Annotated in this window: 15 protein-coding genes and 2 pseudogenes; 4 read left to right on the forward strand and 13 right to left on the reverse strand. The window is 63.4% G+C overall.

Annotated features, from left to right (window positions below; all coding sequences use genetic code 11):
* The first annotated feature begins 113 nt into the window (after positions 1-113).
* Entirely contained in the window at positions 114-374 is a 261-nt protein-coding gene (rpsT, locus tag FBY31_RS03570) for a 30S ribosomal protein S20 (protein ID WP_011692086.1), read from the forward strand.
* 95 nt (positions 375-469) lie between these two features.
* Here the strand turns inward: rpsT and FBY31_RS03575 are convergent, their stop codons facing one another.
* From FBY31_RS03575 to FBY31_RS03600, 6 genes are all read right to left on the reverse strand, one after another.
* Positions 470-1,207: a VOC family protein gene (locus tag FBY31_RS03575; RefSeq protein WP_142036966.1), complete on the reverse strand. Its 738-nt coding sequence runs from the start codon at positions 1,205-1,207 to the stop codon at positions 470-472.
* Positions 1,208-1,270: 63 nt separating this feature from the next.
* Positions 1,271-2,287: a DNA polymerase III subunit delta gene (gene holA, locus FBY31_RS03580; protein WP_142036969.1), complete on the reverse strand. Its 1,017-nt coding sequence runs from the start codon at positions 2,285-2,287 to the stop codon at positions 1,271-1,273.
* Positions 2,288-2,537: 250 nt separating this feature from the next.
* Positions 2,538-2,888, reverse strand: a complete 351-nt coding sequence (locus FBY31_RS03585; protein WP_142036972.1) for a hypothetical protein — start codon at positions 2,886-2,888, stop codon at positions 2,538-2,540.
* An 846-nt stretch (positions 2,889-3,734) separates the two neighbouring features.
* On the reverse strand, positions 3,735-5,135 hold the full coding sequence (locus FBY31_RS03590; protein ID WP_160142436.1) for a right-handed parallel beta-helix repeat-containing protein: 1,401 nt from the start codon (positions 5,133-5,135) through the stop codon (positions 3,735-3,737).
* Positions 5,136-5,728: 593 nt separating this feature from the next.
* On the reverse strand, positions 5,729-6,463 hold the full coding sequence (locus tag FBY31_RS03595) for a helix-turn-helix transcriptional regulator (RefSeq protein WP_142036978.1): 735 nt from the start codon (positions 6,461-6,463) through the stop codon (positions 5,729-5,731).
* 462 nt (positions 6,464-6,925) lie between these two features.
* The gene (locus tag FBY31_RS03600; protein ID WP_142036980.1) at positions 6,926-7,285 is read right to left on the reverse strand and encodes a hypothetical protein; all 360 of its coding nucleotides are present in this window, start codon (positions 7,283-7,285) and stop codon (positions 6,926-6,928) included.
* A 10-nt stretch (positions 7,286-7,295) separates the two neighbouring features.
* On the opposite strand from FBY31_RS03600, the gene FBY31_RS03605 reads away from it, so the two are divergent.
* Positions 7,296-7,628 carry a hypothetical protein gene (locus FBY31_RS03605; RefSeq protein ID WP_142036983.1) on the forward strand — a complete coding sequence of 111 codons (333 nt, stop codon included), beginning with the start codon at positions 7,296-7,298 and terminating at the stop codon, positions 7,626-7,628.
* A gap of 453 nt (positions 7,629-8,081) precedes the next feature.
* Here the strand turns inward: FBY31_RS03605 and FBY31_RS03610 are convergent, their stop codons facing one another.
* The gene (locus tag FBY31_RS03610; RefSeq protein WP_142036987.1) at positions 8,082-8,552 is read right to left on the reverse strand and encodes a RidA family protein; all 471 of its coding nucleotides are present in this window, start codon (positions 8,550-8,552) and stop codon (positions 8,082-8,084) included.
* Between the two features lie 70 nt (positions 8,553-8,622).
* The gene (locus FBY31_RS03615; protein WP_142036990.1) at positions 8,623-9,114 is read right to left on the reverse strand and encodes a DotU family type IV/VI secretion system protein; all 492 of its coding nucleotides are present in this window, start codon (positions 9,112-9,114) and stop codon (positions 8,623-8,625) included.
* Between the two features lie 284 nt (positions 9,115-9,398).
* Here FBY31_RS03615 and FBY31_RS03620 point away from each other — a divergent pair, with 284 nt between their 5' ends.
* On the forward strand, positions 9,399-10,268 hold the full coding sequence (locus tag FBY31_RS03620) for a hypothetical protein (protein WP_142036993.1): 870 nt from the start codon (positions 9,399-9,401) through the stop codon (positions 10,266-10,268).
* 120 nt (positions 10,269-10,388) lie between these two features.
* Here the strand turns inward: FBY31_RS03620 and FBY31_RS03625 are convergent, their stop codons facing one another.
* Positions 10,389-11,072: a hypothetical protein gene (locus tag FBY31_RS03625; RefSeq protein WP_142036995.1), complete on the reverse strand. Its 684-nt coding sequence runs from the start codon at positions 11,070-11,072 to the stop codon at positions 10,389-10,391.
* Between the two features lie 871 nt (positions 11,073-11,943).
* Between FBY31_RS03625 and FBY31_RS03630 the strand changes: the two genes are divergently transcribed.
* Positions 11,944-12,396, forward strand: coding sequence for a hypothetical protein (locus tag FBY31_RS03630; protein WP_142036997.1), 453 nt, complete (start codon positions 11,944-11,946; stop codon positions 12,394-12,396).
* Positions 12,397-12,923: 527 nt separating this feature from the next.
* Here the strand turns inward: FBY31_RS03630 and FBY31_RS23225 are convergent.
* The 4 genes and pseudogenes from FBY31_RS23225 to FBY31_RS03650 form a co-directional block, all read right to left on the reverse strand.
* A pseudogene (locus tag FBY31_RS23225) lies at positions 12,924-13,094 on the reverse strand (DNA polymerase III subunit delta); the annotation flags it as partial.
* A gap of 244 nt (positions 13,095-13,338) precedes the next feature.
* A pseudogene (locus FBY31_RS23660) lies at positions 13,339-15,126 on the reverse strand (ComEC/Rec2 family competence protein); the annotation flags it as partial.
* 45 nt (positions 15,127-15,171) lie between these two features.
* Positions 15,172-16,092, reverse strand: a complete 921-nt coding sequence (locus FBY31_RS03645; protein ID WP_142037000.1) for a ComEA family DNA-binding protein — start codon at positions 16,090-16,092, stop codon at positions 15,172-15,174.
* Between the two features lie 69 nt (positions 16,093-16,161).
* The gene (locus tag FBY31_RS03650; protein WP_142037003.1) at positions 16,162-17,172 is read right to left on the reverse strand and encodes a DegV family protein; all 1,011 of its coding nucleotides are present in this window, start codon (positions 17,170-17,172) and stop codon (positions 16,162-16,164) included.
* Positions 17,173-17,201: the final 29 nt, after the last annotated feature.

Below are 17,201 nucleotides of genomic sequence, written 5' to 3' on the forward strand. Positions count from 1 at the left end.
TGCAGGTCGACGGCCACTGATGGTTGGCCGCCATAGGTATCCCCACGCCGCTCAGTCAATGGCCAATCTGAAAGCCCTCTAGACCATTTCCGCATTAAAAAGAGAGTTCACACGTGGCGAATATCAAGTCCCAGAAGAAGCGCATCCTCACCAACGAGAAGGCACGCCTGCGCAACAACGCAGTCAAGTCCGAGCTGAAGACGGCCATCCGCGCCGTCAACACCGCCGTTGAGTCCACGGACAAGGATGCAGCTGCTGCTGCCCTGGTTGCTGCCAGCCGCAAGCTGGACAAGGCTGTTAGCAAGGGTGTCCTGCACAAGAACAATGCAGCGAACCGCAAGTCGGCGATCTCCAAGAAGGTCAACGCACTGTAAGGTTTCCAGTTCGCTTGAACTGATGGTTGTGGCCGGTACCGATAGGTGCCGGCCACACATCTTTAACATCGTCTTAACCCAACGGCCTGTCTGAGTCATCCCGGCGTGAGGACGCAGAAATCGTTGCCTTCCGGGTCGGCGAGACACACCCAGGGCACATCGCCCTGGCCGAGGTCGACGTCGGTGGCGCCCAAGGCCCGCAACCGGTCCACCTCCGCTGACTGATCATCAGCGGGGTACGGCATCAGGTCCAGATGGGCACGGCCCAACTCGGTCTTCACTTCGGACACGCGATGGAACTCAAGGTACGGCCCCACCCCCGTGGCGGACCGGAGCCGCGCAGAACCGTCGGTCACCTCGTGCACGGTCCAGTCCGTCGCCCCGCCCCAGAATCGGGCCATGGCCCGCGGATCGATGCAGCTGACCACCACCGCCGCGATCGGCCCGGTGTCCCAATAGATTGATCGGGGCTCCAGCACACGGAACAGGTTGCCCTCCGGATCGGCCAGAACCCTCCATGGCACATCACCCTGGCCAACGTCAGCGGGCGTCGCCCCGAGCTGCAGCAGGTGCGCCACGAGTTCCGCATGATGGGCCATAGAGGTGGAGTTCAGGTCGAGGTGCGCGCGGTACCTCACCGTCTCGGGGTCCGGGACGGTCACCACATCGACGCAGACCGCCACGGGGTCCGGCCAGGCAAAGTCCAAGGGTTCCACATTGGTCACGCCGGGCCCTTCGCTGGACATGTCCCAGCCGAGCGCCTCCGCCCAAAACCGGCCGAGCGCCGAGTCATCGCCGGCCTTGAAATTCACTTGAACAAGTCGCAACGCCATACCGCCGACCCTATACCGAAGTACAGTCCCGGATGCGGGGGTGCTGTCCGGGGTTCGGCCGGGCTACCTTCCCTGAACGGACATCGCGATGATTCTCACCGCGTGTTCCACCGCATAAACGGGGTCCCGGGCCAGTCCTTTGACCTGGGCGTCAGCCTCGGCGGTGGCCTGGATGGAGCGCACCAGTCCTTCCGGCGTCCAGCGCCGGACATCGCGCTGTGCCTGTTCAACCAGCCATGGCTGCATCCCGAGTTCTGCCGCAATCTGTGCGGACGAGCCGGAAGCGCCGGCAACGCGCGCCACGGTCCGAAGCTTGGCCGCCAGCGCGGCGACCAGCGGAACGGGATCTGCTCCCGTCGCCAGTGCATGCCGCAGGGTGGACAGCGCCAGGGGGCCGTTTCCTGCCATGGCGGCATCTGCCACCTTGAAGGCCGTGGCCTCGATCCGGCCGCCGTAGTAGCGGTCCACGATGTCAGTGGTCACGGTGGTGCCGGCGTCGGAGATGAGCTGGCTGCAGGCTGCGGCCAGTTCGGAAAGACTTGCTCCGACGGCGTTCACCAAGGCCTGCACAGCGTCCGGTTCGATCCGACGCCCCCCGGCCTTGAACTCGGCCGCCACGAAAGCCACCTTATCCGCGTCCTTTTTCAAGGGCTGGCAGTCCACTACGGGCCAGCCGCCCTTTTTGACCGCGTCGAGCAGTTTCTTGCCCCGGGCTCCCCCGCCGTGGCGCAGCACCAGGACGGCATCTGGCTCCGGGTGGCCGAGGTAGGCCAACGCGTCCGCCAAAAAAGCGTCGTTCATTGCTTCAACGGCCTCCACCTCGATGAGCTTGCTTTCACCAAAGAGGGATGGGCTGACCTGCATCAGCAAGGTGCCGGCCTCGTAGGAAGAGGCATTAATGCGACTGACTTCGACATCAGGGGAAGCTGCGCGGACCTGGGCGCGGACACGGTCCATCGCCCTGATGCCCAGGTACTCTTCAGGCCCGCCCACCAGAACGACTCCGGCGGGGGTTACGTCCCGCCAGGTGGGGCCGTTCGACGCCGGCGAACGGGTTGCACGCTTCTGCACAGCAGCCATCGGGGCTTCCTTCCGGAAATTCTGGTGGAGTATCCCAGCCTGCCATGTCCCGCGGCCCGGTCCAAGCCGGCAGCGCCGGTGTCCAGCCGGTGGCGGCGCTGGGTCGGGCGCCTGCTGTCCGTGTATGCCTCCAGCACTGCGATCACAGCGATAGTGCGGCGGTGAGCGGTCATGACAAGGCGTACCAAGCGGTGCGGGCGGGCCGCCGCCCAGGCAGCGCCGATCGTCACCACGGACAGGAACAGCCTGGTCAGCAGTCCCGGTATCTCCTCCGGTCATGGGAGAGTTGCGCCGTAAACCTCGCCGTAGCCGCGACTCCGGCGCTGAAGGTGCCGGACAATGCGATCAATACGGTTCCGGCGGATGGAACCAGTACCACCAGGGGCACGGCCGCCGTTCCCCGCAGGGTCACGGGCGCCACAAGGGGTGACGCCAGGACGTTGGCCAACAGGGAGTACGTCGAAAACTGCGGCTGCAGCATCACAAAAATCCGAAGCTGGATCCAAGCGCGGATCCGCCAGCAGCAGGCCAAAAGGGCCAGGCACAGGAAGCTCAGCCCGGCCCGGCCTCCCGCCAGCGACGCCACGGCCACGACGCCCATGAGGGGTGCCCGGAGGACGCTGGAATCCGGGCCCACAAGCAGGACAAACAGCGCAAGGCCTGCCAGCGCAGCTGACGGTACCCTGGGCAGGCGCAGGGTCCGCGCGCCCAGCAGCAGCGCGCCAAGAACGGGCTGCAGTTGGCACCAGGGATAGCTGAGATCAGGGTGGGTCAGGAGTGCGCCTTCACCGGCACTGATTTGTGCGACGTAATTCTTCGCAGATGAGCATGGTTAGTGCCGGCTGAGACCACGCAGCACGGCTTCCACCGTTCCCGGTCGGCGTGGTGCGGCCGGAAGGAAGTCAGGGCCTCCTTGAATTGGCAGCGACCAGGCAAATTAATACCCGAAAGACCCTGACATGAATATCTCTATGTCTTGTTCCAGGGGCCGTGGGTGCACGTGCGCCGATACTCTGCTCGGTGCCGACGGCATCCATATCAGGTCCGTTACTGCAACCGATTCTCCGGCGTGAACGCCCTCGGCGTCGACAGGATGTCTGATCACATTGGCCCGCCGGATCCGGCATGGTCACGGGGCGCTCGTAAACCACATCCGCGACGCTCACGGGATGGTGCATGCTCGGTTGCTGGACTTTGTTCCGGGTCGGTCGGGGAAGGCTACGCCTGACTGGCTCAAAGGCCAAGGCGCCGGGTTCACTGCCGGGATCAAGACCGCTGCGCCGGACCGTTCCGCGGTCACTCTTGCATGGAATAGCGCGTCAATGATGGGAGGGTGCAGCCCGTGAAGCTGCACCCTCATTCGTTTCAGGTGTCATCTGCTTGTAGGTTCCGGCCACGGCACATGCCACAGCACTTGACGATGATCACGTTGACGCTGAATGACCTCTTAGGGTGCGGGGGCGCAGATCTCCCGGGGTAGGGACTTCCCGCAGATGTTGTTTGTCCAGGTGTTCTGCGGGGGCGTCTGGTCTTGGGCGTCCCAGAGTCCGTTGCCTGACATCGAGTTGCCAGTGATTGTGTTGCCCGCAGCCCCGGATTCCATCAGGATGCCAACACCAGTCGTCGGATCAACCCCAGGTTCTTTTGGTGGGTGATTGTCGTTGACGGTGTTGTTCTCGATCACGTTCCCCGTGGTGCCGGACCGGAGCCTGATGCCGGCCTGCGTGTTGCCGCTGGCGTCGTTGTCCCTGATCACTGTGCCCACGGCGCCTGTCCCAGTCTGGAATGCGATACCAATTACGTTCCCGGTGAGAGTATTGCCTTCGATGATCGCGCCTAGCGTGACCTTAGCGGCGGCAACCTGGGCGGCGCCCAGGAAGGAGACGCCGGCACCGACATTGCTGACTGCGTTGTCGGTCACTTTGAGTTTGGCGTTCGCGGCACGGACGACGATGCCCCTTGTGCCTGCCCCGATAATGTCGTTGGAATCGATGAGCACGTTTTCCGTGTTCTCAAGAAGCACGAAATTTGCATCGGCCTCCGAGGTGTTGTCACGCACTTCGACGTTTGTCGCACGACCAAGTACGAAGCCGAGTTCGTATGCTACGCCATTGTTTGCTGGGCCAGTGTTGCGGAAGGACTTGTTGTCGGCGATCACCGCATTGTTCAACGCCAGCCGCTGGTTGGCCACCGCAGCGAAGCTTGCCCTGAAGCAGTTGTCTTGAACTGTCGATATGCTGCCAACGCTGACGCCAGCTGAGCCAAACTCAATGCCGACGGTGTTGTTCCAAATGACGTTGTCGCTGATGCGGTACCCGGAGTGAACGCTTGTGGTTTCAATGGCAGCTTCGTACACATCGACTTTGCCACCGGGTTGCCTTTCAGGGTTATCAACCTTAGTGGGCTCGCCCTGTATTTGTCCTTGAACGACCAGGCCTGACAACGTGATGTTGCTGACCTGCAAGCTGAGCAGGGAGTCCTTCACCGGAGTGTCTGTTTGCGGCGGCTGGAGGATGGCGAACTTGGTGGGGTCCACAAGAGCTGCGAATTCCGCATCGGTGATGTCATTGAAGCAGTCCAGGTTCTTCACCGGGTCACCCACACCGTGGACGGTGATCTCTTTGGTGACCACGACGCTTTCCTTATAGGTGCCCGGGCAGACTTCGACGGTGTCTCCGTTGTTCACCTGCCCGTCACTGACCGCGGCCTGGATGGATGTGAAGTGTGCCACTGGGCACTGAATCTTATCGTCATCAACAACCCAGGTCGTCGGTTCAGCCGCGGTCGCGGCGGGTGAGACCCCTGCTGCCCACAGCGCAGCGCAGCACAATAATGCGGTTCTTTTCATGGTCATATTTCCCTAATACATCTTTGAGTAGCTCCGGTCGCCCTCAATCGGAGGAGCAATGCAGGCCACATAATCAGGGGACAGGCGATGGAGGGGCATGCAATAAAAGCAGGCGTCTCGCAAGCTGTGGCCGGAAGTGGCGGAGGGGCGGACGCAGCGCTGCGCCGGCGCCGACGTTCTCATCTACTGATAAAAATCCTGCTGCCGATTCCTTCTACTGTGGCTCCTCTATATTGGCGATGAGACTCTCTGCGGCGCGGGCAGCGGACGCATGCTCAAAGTCCCAGTTAAATCGTCCTGCGGGCCCACACCTCAGTGAATACGCACTTGTACGTATTGACTGCCACCCGCCGAACCTTTGAGCTATGGCTCGGCCCGTAGAACTCGATGCCGGGTGGGGCAGAACTCCTGGCCATACGCGGCAGTCCCTGTGGCCCATTCAGCGGGCACTTTTCATGGCGGCCAGCACACGCCCTCATGGTGCTGTCCCGGCGGTCGCATGATGGTCGCTTCGGCGCCTGTGACCTTGCCCGCTGTGACATTGCCGCTGCGCAGCGCTGCTACCAATGCATCATCCTGCGCCGATCCGCGAGTCAACTGGCAACGCGCTCCCGGAGCCGGTTCAGTGCGTCGATACGGTTACTGACCCCAAGCTTGGCGTACGCGTGCTCGAGGTGTTTCGTGACTGTGCGAGGGCTGATTCCGAGGAGGTGGCCGATGGCAAGCCCGGTAAGCCCTTTTCCTACGAGTTCCAGGATCTCTTGCTCACGGGCAGTCAAGGAATATTCCTCGGCACGGTTCATCTGCATCCTGTCGCCCTGACCGCCATAGGCCGCCTCAAGGAGGCGGAGCATTGGCTGCAGTTTGGCTGACAATTCCACTTCTTTGTCAGTAAAGTCCAGACGCAATCGGCAGAATGCCCATATAGACGAGCTCATCAGCGTCGGCCGCGAGACCAGAAGTGCAATCTGACGGTCAATGCCAAGAGGGCTGTAGGTCTCCTGATACGTGCGGGTCTGCCGCAGCTCAAGATCGGTTGCGAGGTCGCTGAGCCTCCGGGGCTTCCAGATAGAGGGCGTCGGATCTTGGGCAAAGCTAAGGAATATGTAGTTGTCACCAGCCGTTTCCACTGCCGTCCCAGGTATTCCCTCCAGAGGCCGCGTTGGATAGGCGAAGATCTCGCCGGCTCCAGTTCGGGCGTCCAGGAAGCTACGCCCTATCAGCTCCGATGGAAAGAGACTGAAAAGGAGCTCTCCGGCCGCGGCAAGGTATTCGTCTCGGCTGGAAAGGGCACTCAGCTGGGCTGCGAAGTCGGCTGTAGTGTCCATGATGCGCTCCTGCCTGGGGACGCCGCCATACTGGTCTGTGCGGGCCCCGGGCTTCCATTCCGGTGCCCGGCGTCGAGTTCTCCGCCCGAGCTTTTAACTGAAAGGTTAGAAGTGGAAGGCAATACGTACAAGTGCGTATTCACGGGCTTATGAGCAGGCAGGACAATTTTCCTATAACCCAAAGCGGGTATCCACTGGCGCCCGCACCAGGCTTGCGGAGGATGATCTTGAGGCGCGGATAGGGACACCGACCTTCAAGGCCCAACGCTTCATGCAGCAGATTCCCACGGACGCTGAGGAGCCCGAGAACAGGCCTTAGTAGAAAGTCCCATCATGAAAAGAACGGCAATACCGTTCTCTACCGCACTGACGGCGTTCCTACTTACTCCCGTCACCACCTCGGCCAAAGCCGCCCCCGCGCTGCCGTGATACTCGCCTCCACCGGCCGCCACCCGCGCAACCTTACCCGTCACTCTCAACATGGGGAGCAGAAATGTATCCAGATGAATCACCTGGGACTCGGCCCACAAAGCCGCCCCGGAGACGTGCACCAAGCGCGGCCCTCGCCGTTATCTTCGTATTCGCGGGGATGGTCGCCACCACAGTATTTGCTTCTGGCGCCCTGAGCAGTCCACCGTCCGCGACCGGTCCGGGGCAATTGAAGAAGTCGCCCTCGCCCAGCCCCACGCCCACCGTTACGGAAACGTCCACCTCCAGCCCCACGCCCACCATTACGGCAACTACCTCCAGCCCCACGCCCATCGTTACGGAAACAACCACAGCAGCCCCGACGACCGATCCGCCCACCTGCACTTCGGACATCGAACCTTTCGTGTACGAAAGCGAATACTATTGCCCGACCACAATCCCTGAGTTAAGAAGCGGGGCGTACGCACCTGGCTCACGTATCCTGCTGGAACCAGCTGAAGTTAGCCCTGAGGGCCTGTATGGTAAGTGCCTCACCTGCACTGACGGGCCCAACCCCGCCATCGTCACCATCATCCACAATGTGTACCCCTACTACATCGATGTTGACTTCGCCGGCGTGCCAGCGGAATCCATTCCTGGGTACGGACTGCAGTTCACTCTTCTGGCGGTCTACACCGGCGATCCCAACATCCTCAAAGGCGTCGGATACGTGAGCGCAGTCTTCATCGGATACTAGAATTCCTACAGAAGCTGGCCGTGCCGATCCGAGCGCTGCTCATGCAGGTCAAGGCCTTGGAAGGATCCCATTCGCGCCATCTGGACTTGGCTACGCCAGCTCCAATGCCCACATGTCCACTGTCAGTGGTGCTTCACGATCAGGGGCAGGCGCTGGATGACAGCTAGCATCCGAAACGGCAAAATCGGAGGCCAACATAGCGAAACAGCGTCGGTGCCCGGACGCGGGCTATCTGCCTGTCGCTGGTCGGGTTCTGCACACTTGGCCCGTTGTCGCTCACTGCTGTTTTGGGCGGTCCAAAGACGGCTCATCTTGACCAGCTTCAGCCCATTGGTGGGCCAAATGTGGGCCGGATCTCGTGCGGTGATGGCCAGATTCCGGCCGGTTTGTGGTCATGTCTCGCCTATTACCTCAGTCGACATTTGGAATGCGATGAGTGGGTGCGCAAAGCGCTCAAGGGGCCGCAGCGGCGATTTCAACAATCGCCTCGAGCTCCACCGCGAAGCCAAGCGGAAGGGAACCGACACCGATGGCCGATCGGGCTGGCAGCCGGTCCTTGCCGAACGCGATAGCCAGCACTTCGGTGGCGCCGTTGGCAACAAGATGGTGTTCGGTGAACTCGGGCGTACTGTTCACAAAAATGAGAGCCTTCAGGACACGGTTGACTCGGTCCAGTCCGCCGATATGGTCACGCACAGTGCCGAGCAGGGCCAGCATGACTGCCCGCGCGGCTTCCTTTCCGTCCGCTGTAGTAAGGCCCGCGCCCAGCTTGCCACGATGGATCGGCTCGCCGTCCTCAAACGCCCCGTGCCCGGAAACATAGAGGACTTCCCCACGCTGAACGACCAAGGCAAAGGTTCCAACCACTGGGTGTGGGGGCGGCAACGTCAGTCCGGCCCCGGCGAGCTTCTGCTCTGGCGTCATTTGGTCACCATGATGGTTCGAAGACAGCCCTTCACCTGATGCTCCTCCCGCCCCCTCCCAGCACGCACTCCTACATGTGGCCCGTGGTCAGGTCGGGGTCGACGTTGGGATCCGTGCGGCCGGCTTCCTGTTCCTGGCTGCTTACTGATGGTGCTGGTTCCTGGTTGGATGCCTGCATGGAGCGCCATACCGCTGCGCCGGCTGCCAGGGCCACGATTCCGGCGATCCACCACCAGACCCTGAATGCCGGCTGCTGTGTCTGGACGGGAACGGGTTTCCTGCCGCGGGCTGAGGCCTGGGGACCGACGCGCTTCAGCTGTTCCTGAACCCGTGGAGTCAGTGTCTCTACACCACCGGCAAGTTCATCGGCTAACCGGCGCAATAGCGCCTGGAGGCGCGGGGAGGCGGTCTCGATGCCTGTATCCAGGCCGGCCACCGCTCTCTGGAGCGCAGCCTGGACCCCGGGTGTGGCCCATTCCCTGCCCCTTGCCAGCTGACCCAGGAGGTTTTCGGCGAGAGGGTGGATCCGCTCGGTTTCAGTCATTGGTTCTGCTGTGCGCATGGATGCCTCCTTGATGAAATGGATAACGACAGACTAGGGCGCCCGGGACTGCGAAGACAGGGTCTTTTGAACCGTGACGCCCGGGACCTTCAACCGGTTCTGCCAATGGTTCAGGCGATCACAGCCACCAGCCCCGCCAAGAGTGCCACTTACGAAACCTGGGGACTGTGAGAGCCCGCAGCTACGCGTTTCGTGAAGCCGGGGTGCTCGCTCCTGGCTGCAATTGCCAGTTCAGCCCCTGACTGCTCAACAGGTCTATATGCTGTGCCGTAAAGGGGGATGCCGTGAGTCGCTATAACAACTACATCAACATGAGCAAGGCCCAGTCTGAGGCCGCCTTCCAGGAATATCTGGAGGAGCGTCAGCCAGCCTTGGCGCGGTTGCGGGAGGCCTTGGCAGCCGACGGGCAGGACGCGGACGCAATGCTCGACGGTACGATCAACAGCCTGGTTCCTCTCTGGCAGTGGATCTTGTCCCACCTCGCCGGCCCTGACGTCCCCGGCGCCACGGCTCCTGGATCCGTCCCACGGGACGTGTGGCCGTCCTGGGAGCGGTACATGTACGAGCAAGAGAAGACCCTGTCCCTGGAATCGCTGTTCCTGCTGGACGGGCTCGTGTCCTACCTCGGGGCAGTGGTGCAGGAGCGCGCGCCCGAGGCACGGTGGGAGATTGCCCGCCACCGCGTCAAGCGATACGTGTACAACAACCACCCCTGCCTGGTCAGCGGTAAGGGGGACATCCACAATTTCCTTCCCGACCTACCGTCGGCCGAGGCGCACGCAAGCATTCGCGGGTCGCGTGAGACACCGGACGACAAAATTGCCAGGTACGCCCGCAGGCTCATCGAGCAGCTGAACCTGGGCGACAGCACGGCCGACGAGGAGATGGCCGAGGAGGAACCTCTCTTGGAGGTCGAAGACCTCGGTGATGACGCGCTCCGCGGCCGGGAGCTTGAGGTGTCGTTGCGGGAGGACATCGGCCATGAGCACAACCGGGTAGTCGGTCGCATGGTCAAAGCACTCAACCAGGAAGAAGGCATCACCCGCGTCGTTAGGGAGGACCGTGAGGTCCTCCTGGTCGCCACCCCGTCCTGGAGCACCAACCGGCTCCAGGAATGGGTCAGCAACTATCTTGAGGACAAGATTCGGGACTGAAAGTGAAGCGGTGTTGTGATGAGCAGGAAGAGCATGACCACGCACCGATAACCGATGAGGGCGTCGACACGCGAGGCAAATGCCTTATTCTGTGGTTTTCAGAGGTCCTGTCCACAAATTTCAATGCTGGTCACAGCCCATCAGTATTCCGTTTGCGAGGTCGTCGTCGCTTCCGGCCCAGATGACACCGCCTCCGGGGCAGGGCCTCACCTCGAACGCCAGGCCGTCACGCTGGGCCCGCAAGCGGCGCCCGTCGTCCTCGACCACTTTCCAGCCCGCCGCTGGCAGCGCTGCACGATAGTGCTGCAACACATCGACGTCTCCAGAGAGCACAAACCTGCGTTCACACCCGCCGACACCACTGACGCCGCCACCGCTGAAACTGCCGATGTGACTGATGGAATCGAACGCCTGCTGGGACTCACGATCTGCGCTGGCCATGGGCTCATCCATGCCCTCGATCACGCATTGCGGGCTCGACTCGAACTGCACCTCAAGCTTCTGCCCCAGTGCCGAGGGCGTGACAGCGAACATCCCGATCAGCATGAGGACCGGGATGGCCACGGCCGTCAGCCGCATCCACCGTCGTGTCGAGAGCATGAAGCCGATCACGGCAACCCCTGCGACCAGACCGAGCGCCAATCCGGAGGGACCGGCCGTCAATCCCCAAGTCAGCCCTTCGAACGCGGTACCGCTGACATCGCCGTATATTCTCATGAATTCGTAGTGGACCAGCACAGCCAGCAGGGCCAGTCCTGCCCCAATGACGAGCAGCACCGCGGCAGAGACGGCTCGGCCGGTCATGGGCATGGGCATGGCTAAGTGTAGGTACTGCCTGACCAAGAGTCCACAGGTGCCGGTCGCAGAAGCCCGCTCCCCACCCGAGTCCGCTCGCTTTCAACAAAACAGGTGCGATCACGGGCAAACCCAACAGAGTACCGTTACAGGAAGCCTTCTCGCGGGCAGCATCAAGCCCACACCCGCTTCCGCACATCTGTCCTCTCATTGCCCCGAACTTAGCTAAGGCAAGATGGGTAATGATGAGCGCAACGAATATAAGGGTTTTGAAGCCCAGCCGTGGGAAACCATCTCCGGGTGACATTTTTGCCCTGCGACTTACAGACAACCAGTTCTTGTTTGGGCGAGTGACTTTCGCAGACCTTCCTGTGGAAAGGGCACCAATGCCCGGCTCGTAATCTGATCCAGATCTATGATCAGATCTCGCTGGAGAAGCGCCCTGCTCGAACAATACTGTTTCCGTAGATGGACCGGCGAGTACCTCGATGACAAGGGCCAGCGCCTTCCTGGACCAGTGGAACGTTGCGGCGACTGGGGCCTTTCCAGCTATTTGTGGCTGGACGATCAGATCGCCGACAAGTTAGGAATCCCCGTCCGCCGGAATGATGACGAAAGAGCTCCTATGAATCCTGACTCTGGAGATGACCCGGCACCGGACATGGAGATGCCATCCAAGGAAGCTGCCGCTGCGTGGAAAAGCAGAAGCCATTGGTGAGAGCGGTTTTGACCAGCTGATAGAGCCCTTGGATACGCGTGGCCCCCAGGATGGCTGGGACCCTGACCTGGCAAAGTAGCAAGCCACCTGTCTCACAAGGATCCGTAAATTTAGGCGCATTTGTTCCCTCTGCCTGTCGGCACAAAGGTGGGATACTGCAATATGGCAGCAAAACGACGTCGCTCACGTGGCGGGGGCGCCGACGCCATCGGGTGTGCCCCCATCCTCGCCCTCGTCGTCATCGGCCTCATCATCCAATACTGGTGGGTTCTTCTTATTGCTCTTGGTGTGGTTGCGATGACTGTGGCACTCGTCCGCGTCGCAAATGCCCCGCCCCATCCAAACAAGGTGTCCACGCCCAAGCCGCAGCCCGTCATGACCCCGCGCCGCCCGGTTCCAGGCGGCGACGATCTTGCGGACCAGATGCGCGCGAATAAGCAGGTCCGCCGCATACGGGACATGCAGGAGTGGGACTACGAGTGGATCCGACTGACCCACCCCGGGAAGAGTGTCCGCGAAGTCAATGAAATCGCCATCGCTTTCTTCGCGAGAGGATGGTCGGTCGGCGTCAACAGTGAGGGACCGACCACCGGCTCTGGCCCTAATGCCGGTTAGTGCCGACCACAAAACCGGCGTCGAACTTCGAGTTGTATTTGACGACCACGCCTGAAGCGAGCCGCTGGTGAGCGTTGACGACGAAGGAGGTGCTCTCTTGGGGTACAAGACGCGCATCACTGACGACGAGGGATACGTCCTCCTCGAAGCCTGCAAAGTCAGCCCCATCGACGCCGGCACGGTCGATGGTTCACCGAAGAGATGCTGACCGTCTTCCATCGGTTTGGCGGCGACTACGACGGGTGGGGCGGCTCCGTCGTCAGTTCGCGGCCCGCTGGTGCGGCTCCACGGCGCTCCTGGATCAGCCGTCTCATGCCGCCCCGTGGGTAAAGAGCCACACAAGTTTCAACAAAGCTTTAGCTCACGCTGCTTTCCAGCCAGCAGCTCATCCCCCCATGGTGTAACACGGGGATAGGGCCTCGCGTTTCAACCGCGACGAAGAAGCTGTATTAGCCATTCACCACCATGACCCTGCCGGACAGATCGCGAGAGAGGTCATTGACCCCCAGCTCCCCGTCGAAATCACCGGCCGCCACGATGGCCACCTTATCCGCGTCCTTTTTCAGGGGCTGGCAGTCCACTACGGGCCGGCCGCCCTTTTTGATAGCCTCGAGCAGTTTCGTGCCCCGGGCTCCCCCGCCCTGGCACAGCACCAGGACGGCATCCGGCTCCGGGTGTCCAAGGTAGGTCAGCGCGTCCGGGTTTGCTTCCGGAAATTTTGGTGGAGTAAGCCAGCCTGCCATGTCCCGCGGCCCGGTCCAGGCCGGCATTGCGTCCCTGCCGGAATCGCGGTCCGCGCACGGGCCGCGTGTCCGTGTGAAGTTGCCGCAGTGTCCGGGCGGCGTATCCTTCCAGCAGTCCGATCAAGGCCACGGTGTGCAGGTGGGCAGCCATGACTGGGCGGAGGAGCCGGTGCGGGCGGGCCGCTGCCCAAACAGCCCCGAACGTCAGCAGGGACAGGAACAGCATGGTCAGCACCCCGGCCACACCTTCGGGCCATGGCAGGACCGCGCCGGGAAGCTGCGCCGCAAATCTCGCCGTTGCTGCAACTCCTGCGCTGAAGGTGCCTGCCACCGCGATCAGTACGGTTGCTGCCCACGGGACCAGTACCACCAGGGGAACGGCAGCGGTTCCCAGCAGCGTCACCGGTGCCACGAGGGGCGATGCCATGACATTGGCCAGCAGGGAGTAGGTGGAAAACTGTGGTTGAAGCACCACCGTCACCGGTCCGCACAGCAGTTGAGCGGACAAGGGTACAGCAACAGCCGCCGCTGCCCAGCGCGGAACAAACCTCGGTGTCCAATCGACGATTCGCCGGCCAAGGACGATAATCCCCAGCGTCGCCAGGACGGACAGGAGGAACCCGAAACTCGACCCCAGCCCCGGGTCCGCCAGCAGCAGGCCGATCACGGCGAGGCACAGGAAGCTCAACCCCCGTCCGGTCCGCCCACCGGCCAGTGACGCCACTGCCACGGCTCCCATCAGGGCTGCCCGCAGGACGCTCGCGTCCGGACCCACGAGCAGGACAAACAGACCAAGGCCCGCCACGGCGAGTGCTGCCGCAGGCACCCGGGGCAGGTGGAACCGCCGGCAGGCCAGCAGGAGTGCGCCGAGCACCAGGCTGCAGTTGGCCCCGCTGACAGCGGTCAGATGGGTCATGCCCACACTTTTCATTGCAGTCTCCAGCCCCTCGTCCAAGGCGCTGGTGTCCCCGGTGACCATCCCCGGAAGCAGGCCCCGCGGATCCGGGGCGAGGAACGCCACAGCGGCCACAAACCGCTCCCGCAGTTCCTTGGCCGACTCCTGCAGGACGGGCGAACCGGTGGCTTTTCCTGGTCCCGACGATGCAGTCAACATGCCGGCTTCCTCCCTCCCCGGATCTGCTGGCCGGAGTTTCCCGGCGGCACGCACAAGCTGTCCCGGCACCACTGTTCCCCAGGCGCCGCCGCCCGTCACCAGCAGTTGCGCCCGGGTGCGCAGCAGGACACCTCCTGTGCTGACGTCCCGGGTCCAAACAGCTACCGACCAGCGTGCAGGCGTGCCCGCCTGGTTCGGCGGGTTCAAGGCACGCGGCGCTCCTGCCACCTCCACCACGGCCACCACTGACTTGCCTGACGAGATCGCGGCTGCCAGCGGGCCTTCGTGGCGCTGGGTGGACGCGACTGCCGAGTGTGCTGCCGCGGTGGCTGCCAGCAGCAGCGCCACCGCCATGGTGGTCAGGAAGCTCCGCCGTGCAGGTTTACGCCGGCTTCCGGTTACTGACAGCCTGCGGGCTTTCCACGCCCGCCGCAGCAGTACCGCCGCAAGCACCAGCAATACGCAGCAGAGGCCGGCCAGTGCCATGGGATGCAGCCAGAGCCCGGCGACGGCAGCACCCCAGACGCAAGCCGCAGGCAGGGCCAGCCGAACGTCGGTGCGCCGGCGGGGTGCTTCGTCTCCGCCCGAATCTGCTTCCTGGGCCGCTTTTGTGTTGCCGGCGGTAAAGCGGGCGGACTGCGTGGCCCAGTAGTTGCGCAGGGCTTCGTTGAGGCCCCGGCGGCCGGACGGCGTCCGGAGGCCCCGACCCCTCGCCGCGGTGCGCTCCTGTGCCCCAGCCCCCTCGGCGACGTCCGGGCCCTCCCCTGTTCCTGGGCGTCGCGCCCCCTCCGCCGGAGCCGCATACCCTCGGACGGCTGACTCTACATACCGGCTCCACGGGCTGGTGCCTGTCCCGTGTGTCCGGCTACCCATGTCGGCGCCTGGCCACGGACGTCCTCATCGCATTTCTCCTTCGCCTCATATGGTTACCAGCGGGAGCAGAGCTTCAAGCATTTTTGGGCCGACGCCGTCAATGGCATCCAATTCCTCCACCGCCTTGAATGGTCCGTGTTCCTTGCGCCAGTCCACGATGCGCTGTGCCAGGACGGGGCCCACCTTCGGTAAGCCATCCAGTTCCTCCACCCCGGCCGTATTCAAGTTGACCTTCGAACCTGGCGTCCCCCCACCCCCGTCCGGAGAAGCACCCGCCTCCGGCGCTCCTGATTCAATGGCATTGCCCGGCAGCGGCTCGCCCTGCCGCGGAACATGGATCTTTTGCCCGTCCTCCACCACGGCGGCCAGGTTAAGGCGGTCCGGGTCGGAGCCGGGACTTCCTCCTCCTGCTGCGGCAATTGCGTCGTGCACCCGGCTCCCTGCCGGCAACTGCACTACCCCCGGCCGCAAAACCGCACCGGCAACGTGGACCACCACGTTGCCGGCCGAGGCGCTTTCCTGCGTTCCGGACGGTGTTCCAGACGGCGGACCAGCCCGGCTCCCGCCTCCGTTGTCCTCACCCGATCCGCTGTCCTCACCAGCCGCGGCTGTGGTTTCCGGGCTCACGCCGCTCAGGGGAAGGATCTCGGGCCGCCCGGAGGCCGCCTGCCACCAGAACCAGGCACCGGCAGCGACAGCGAAGATCCCCAGGAGCACGGCCAGCCGCAGGCCGAGGCGCCAGCGGATCGCCGGGCCCACATCGGACAGAGCCGTGGCCTCCATTGCATCGGCGGCAGTGACACCACTTGGGTTTCCGCCTGCCGGATCATGCGCACCCCGGTATTCGAAGGCAGGCTGCCCGTCCTCCCCGAGGAGGAGCCCGCGGGGGTTGCTGCCCACGGTGGCCTCCAGCCGGTTCCTGGCGTGGCGCGCCTGCTGACCTGCTCCAGCATCCCGGCGTGACATACACCCCACGCTAGGGACAGGCGGCACCCCGGCAACAGGGCAGGAACCGGCTATGTGGAAACAAGGCCGCTACCCGGCGTGGCCACCGATGGTACTCCCACCCACACTGCTGCTGGCCCCGACGATGACGGCAAGAACGCCAAGCCCCGCATGCGCCGCGAGCACGGCGGGAAGTGAGCTGATCTGGGCAGGAGGACAGCGCGGCAGCGCCACTGCCAGCCGTGCAGCAAGGCTCTCCGCCTCCACCGGGTTTCCGAAATGGTGGACGGCAAGCCGCACTCCGTCCGTTCGGGACGAAGCGTCAGCGGCCACGATCTCCTCCAGCCGGGCTACTGCCTTGGCAGCGGACCGGACCTTTTCCAACGGTACGATCTTGCCGTCGTCGACCGCCAGGATGGGTTTGATGGCCAGCATGGTTCCCCACAGCGAAGCTGCGGCCCCGATCCGCCCGCCACGCCGGAGCTGCTCCAGACTGGGAACGTAGAAATAGACCTTGGTACTGGCTGCCTGGGCCGCCGCCACAGCGGCCACTACCCCTGCCTCGGCGCCTTCCGCCGCGGTGCGCACACTTTCCTGCACCGCCATCCCGAGGGCCATGCCCACAGTTGCGGAGTCGACCACTTCCACGTGAATGCCCACCCGGGCTGCCGCAAGGCGCGCGGCGTCCGCCGTCCCGGACAGGCCACCGGAAATATGGACGGAGACAACGGCCTCATAGCCCCGGCGCTGGGCGGCGAGATAGGCCTGCTCAAACTGCCCGGGCGAGGGCCGGGACGTCCTCACGGAAGTCCCGCTGGCCAAGGCCAGGGCGATAGTCTCCGAGATGTCGTCCTCGCCCTCGCCGTAGATCTCATCGCCCACCATCACAGGCATGGGGATCACGGTCAGGCGCCCGTCGCCGCTGAGCCCTGCCGTCCAGTCAGCCGGCAAGGCGGCTGCGGAATCGGTGACCACGGCAGTACGTACGACGGCGACCGGCGGGGTAGCTGCACTGTCCCGCCTGGCGGCGTCCTGCTTGGCGCGCATTGCGGCCAGGCGGGCGCGGATCCACGGCCAAGCTGCTGGGTCGCGGTTGGGCAAGGTGCCTCCTGGAGGTCAAACAGGCCGCC

The organism is Arthrobacter sp. SLBN-100, assembly GCF_006715305.1.
GTDB lineage: Bacteria > Actinomycetota > Actinomycetes > Actinomycetales > Micrococcaceae > Arthrobacter.

Excerpts from the sequence above, each read along its gene's own strand:
- FBY31_RS03630 (WP_142036997.1), top strand. The coding sequence starts at position 11,944 with ATGGCAGCAAAACGACGTCGCTCACGTGGCGGGGGCGCCGACGCCATC.
- FBY31_RS03610 (WP_142036987.1), bottom strand. The coding sequence starts at position 8,552 with ATGACGCCAGAGCAGAAGCTCGCCGGGGCCGGACTGACGTTGCCGCCC.
- FBY31_RS03645 (WP_142037000.1), bottom strand. The coding sequence starts at position 16,092 with ATGTCACGCCGGGATGCTGGAGCAGGTCAGCAGGCGCGCCACGCCAGG.
- holA (WP_142036969.1), bottom strand. The coding sequence starts at position 2,287 with ATGGCTGCTGTGCAGAAGCGTGCAACCCGTTCGCCGGCGTCGAACGGC.
- FBY31_RS03615 (WP_142036990.1), bottom strand. The coding sequence starts at position 9,114 with ATGCGCACAGCAGAACCAATGACTGAAACCGAGCGGATCCACCCTCTC.
- FBY31_RS03590 (WP_160142436.1), bottom strand. The coding sequence starts at position 5,135 with ATGAAAAGAACCGCATTATTGTGCTGCGCTGCGCTGTGGGCAGCAGGG.
- FBY31_RS03600 (WP_142036980.1), bottom strand. The coding sequence starts at position 7,285 with ATGTCCGAAGTGCAGGTGGGCGGATCGGTCGTCGGGGCTGCTGTGGTT.
- FBY31_RS03575 (WP_142036966.1), bottom strand. The coding sequence starts at position 1,207 with ATGGCGTTGCGACTTGTTCAAGTGAATTTCAAGGCCGGCGATGACTCG.
- FBY31_RS03625 (WP_142036995.1), bottom strand. The coding sequence starts at position 11,072 with ATGACCGGCCGAGCCGTCTCTGCCGCGGTGCTGCTCGTCATTGGGGCA.
- FBY31_RS03595 (WP_142036978.1), bottom strand. The coding sequence starts at position 6,463 with ATGGACACTACAGCCGACTTCGCAGCCCAGCTGAGTGCCCTTTCCAGC.
- FBY31_RS03585 (WP_142036972.1), bottom strand. The coding sequence starts at position 2,888 with ATGGGCGTCGTGGCCGTGGCGTCGCTGGCGGGAGGCCGGGCCGGGCTG.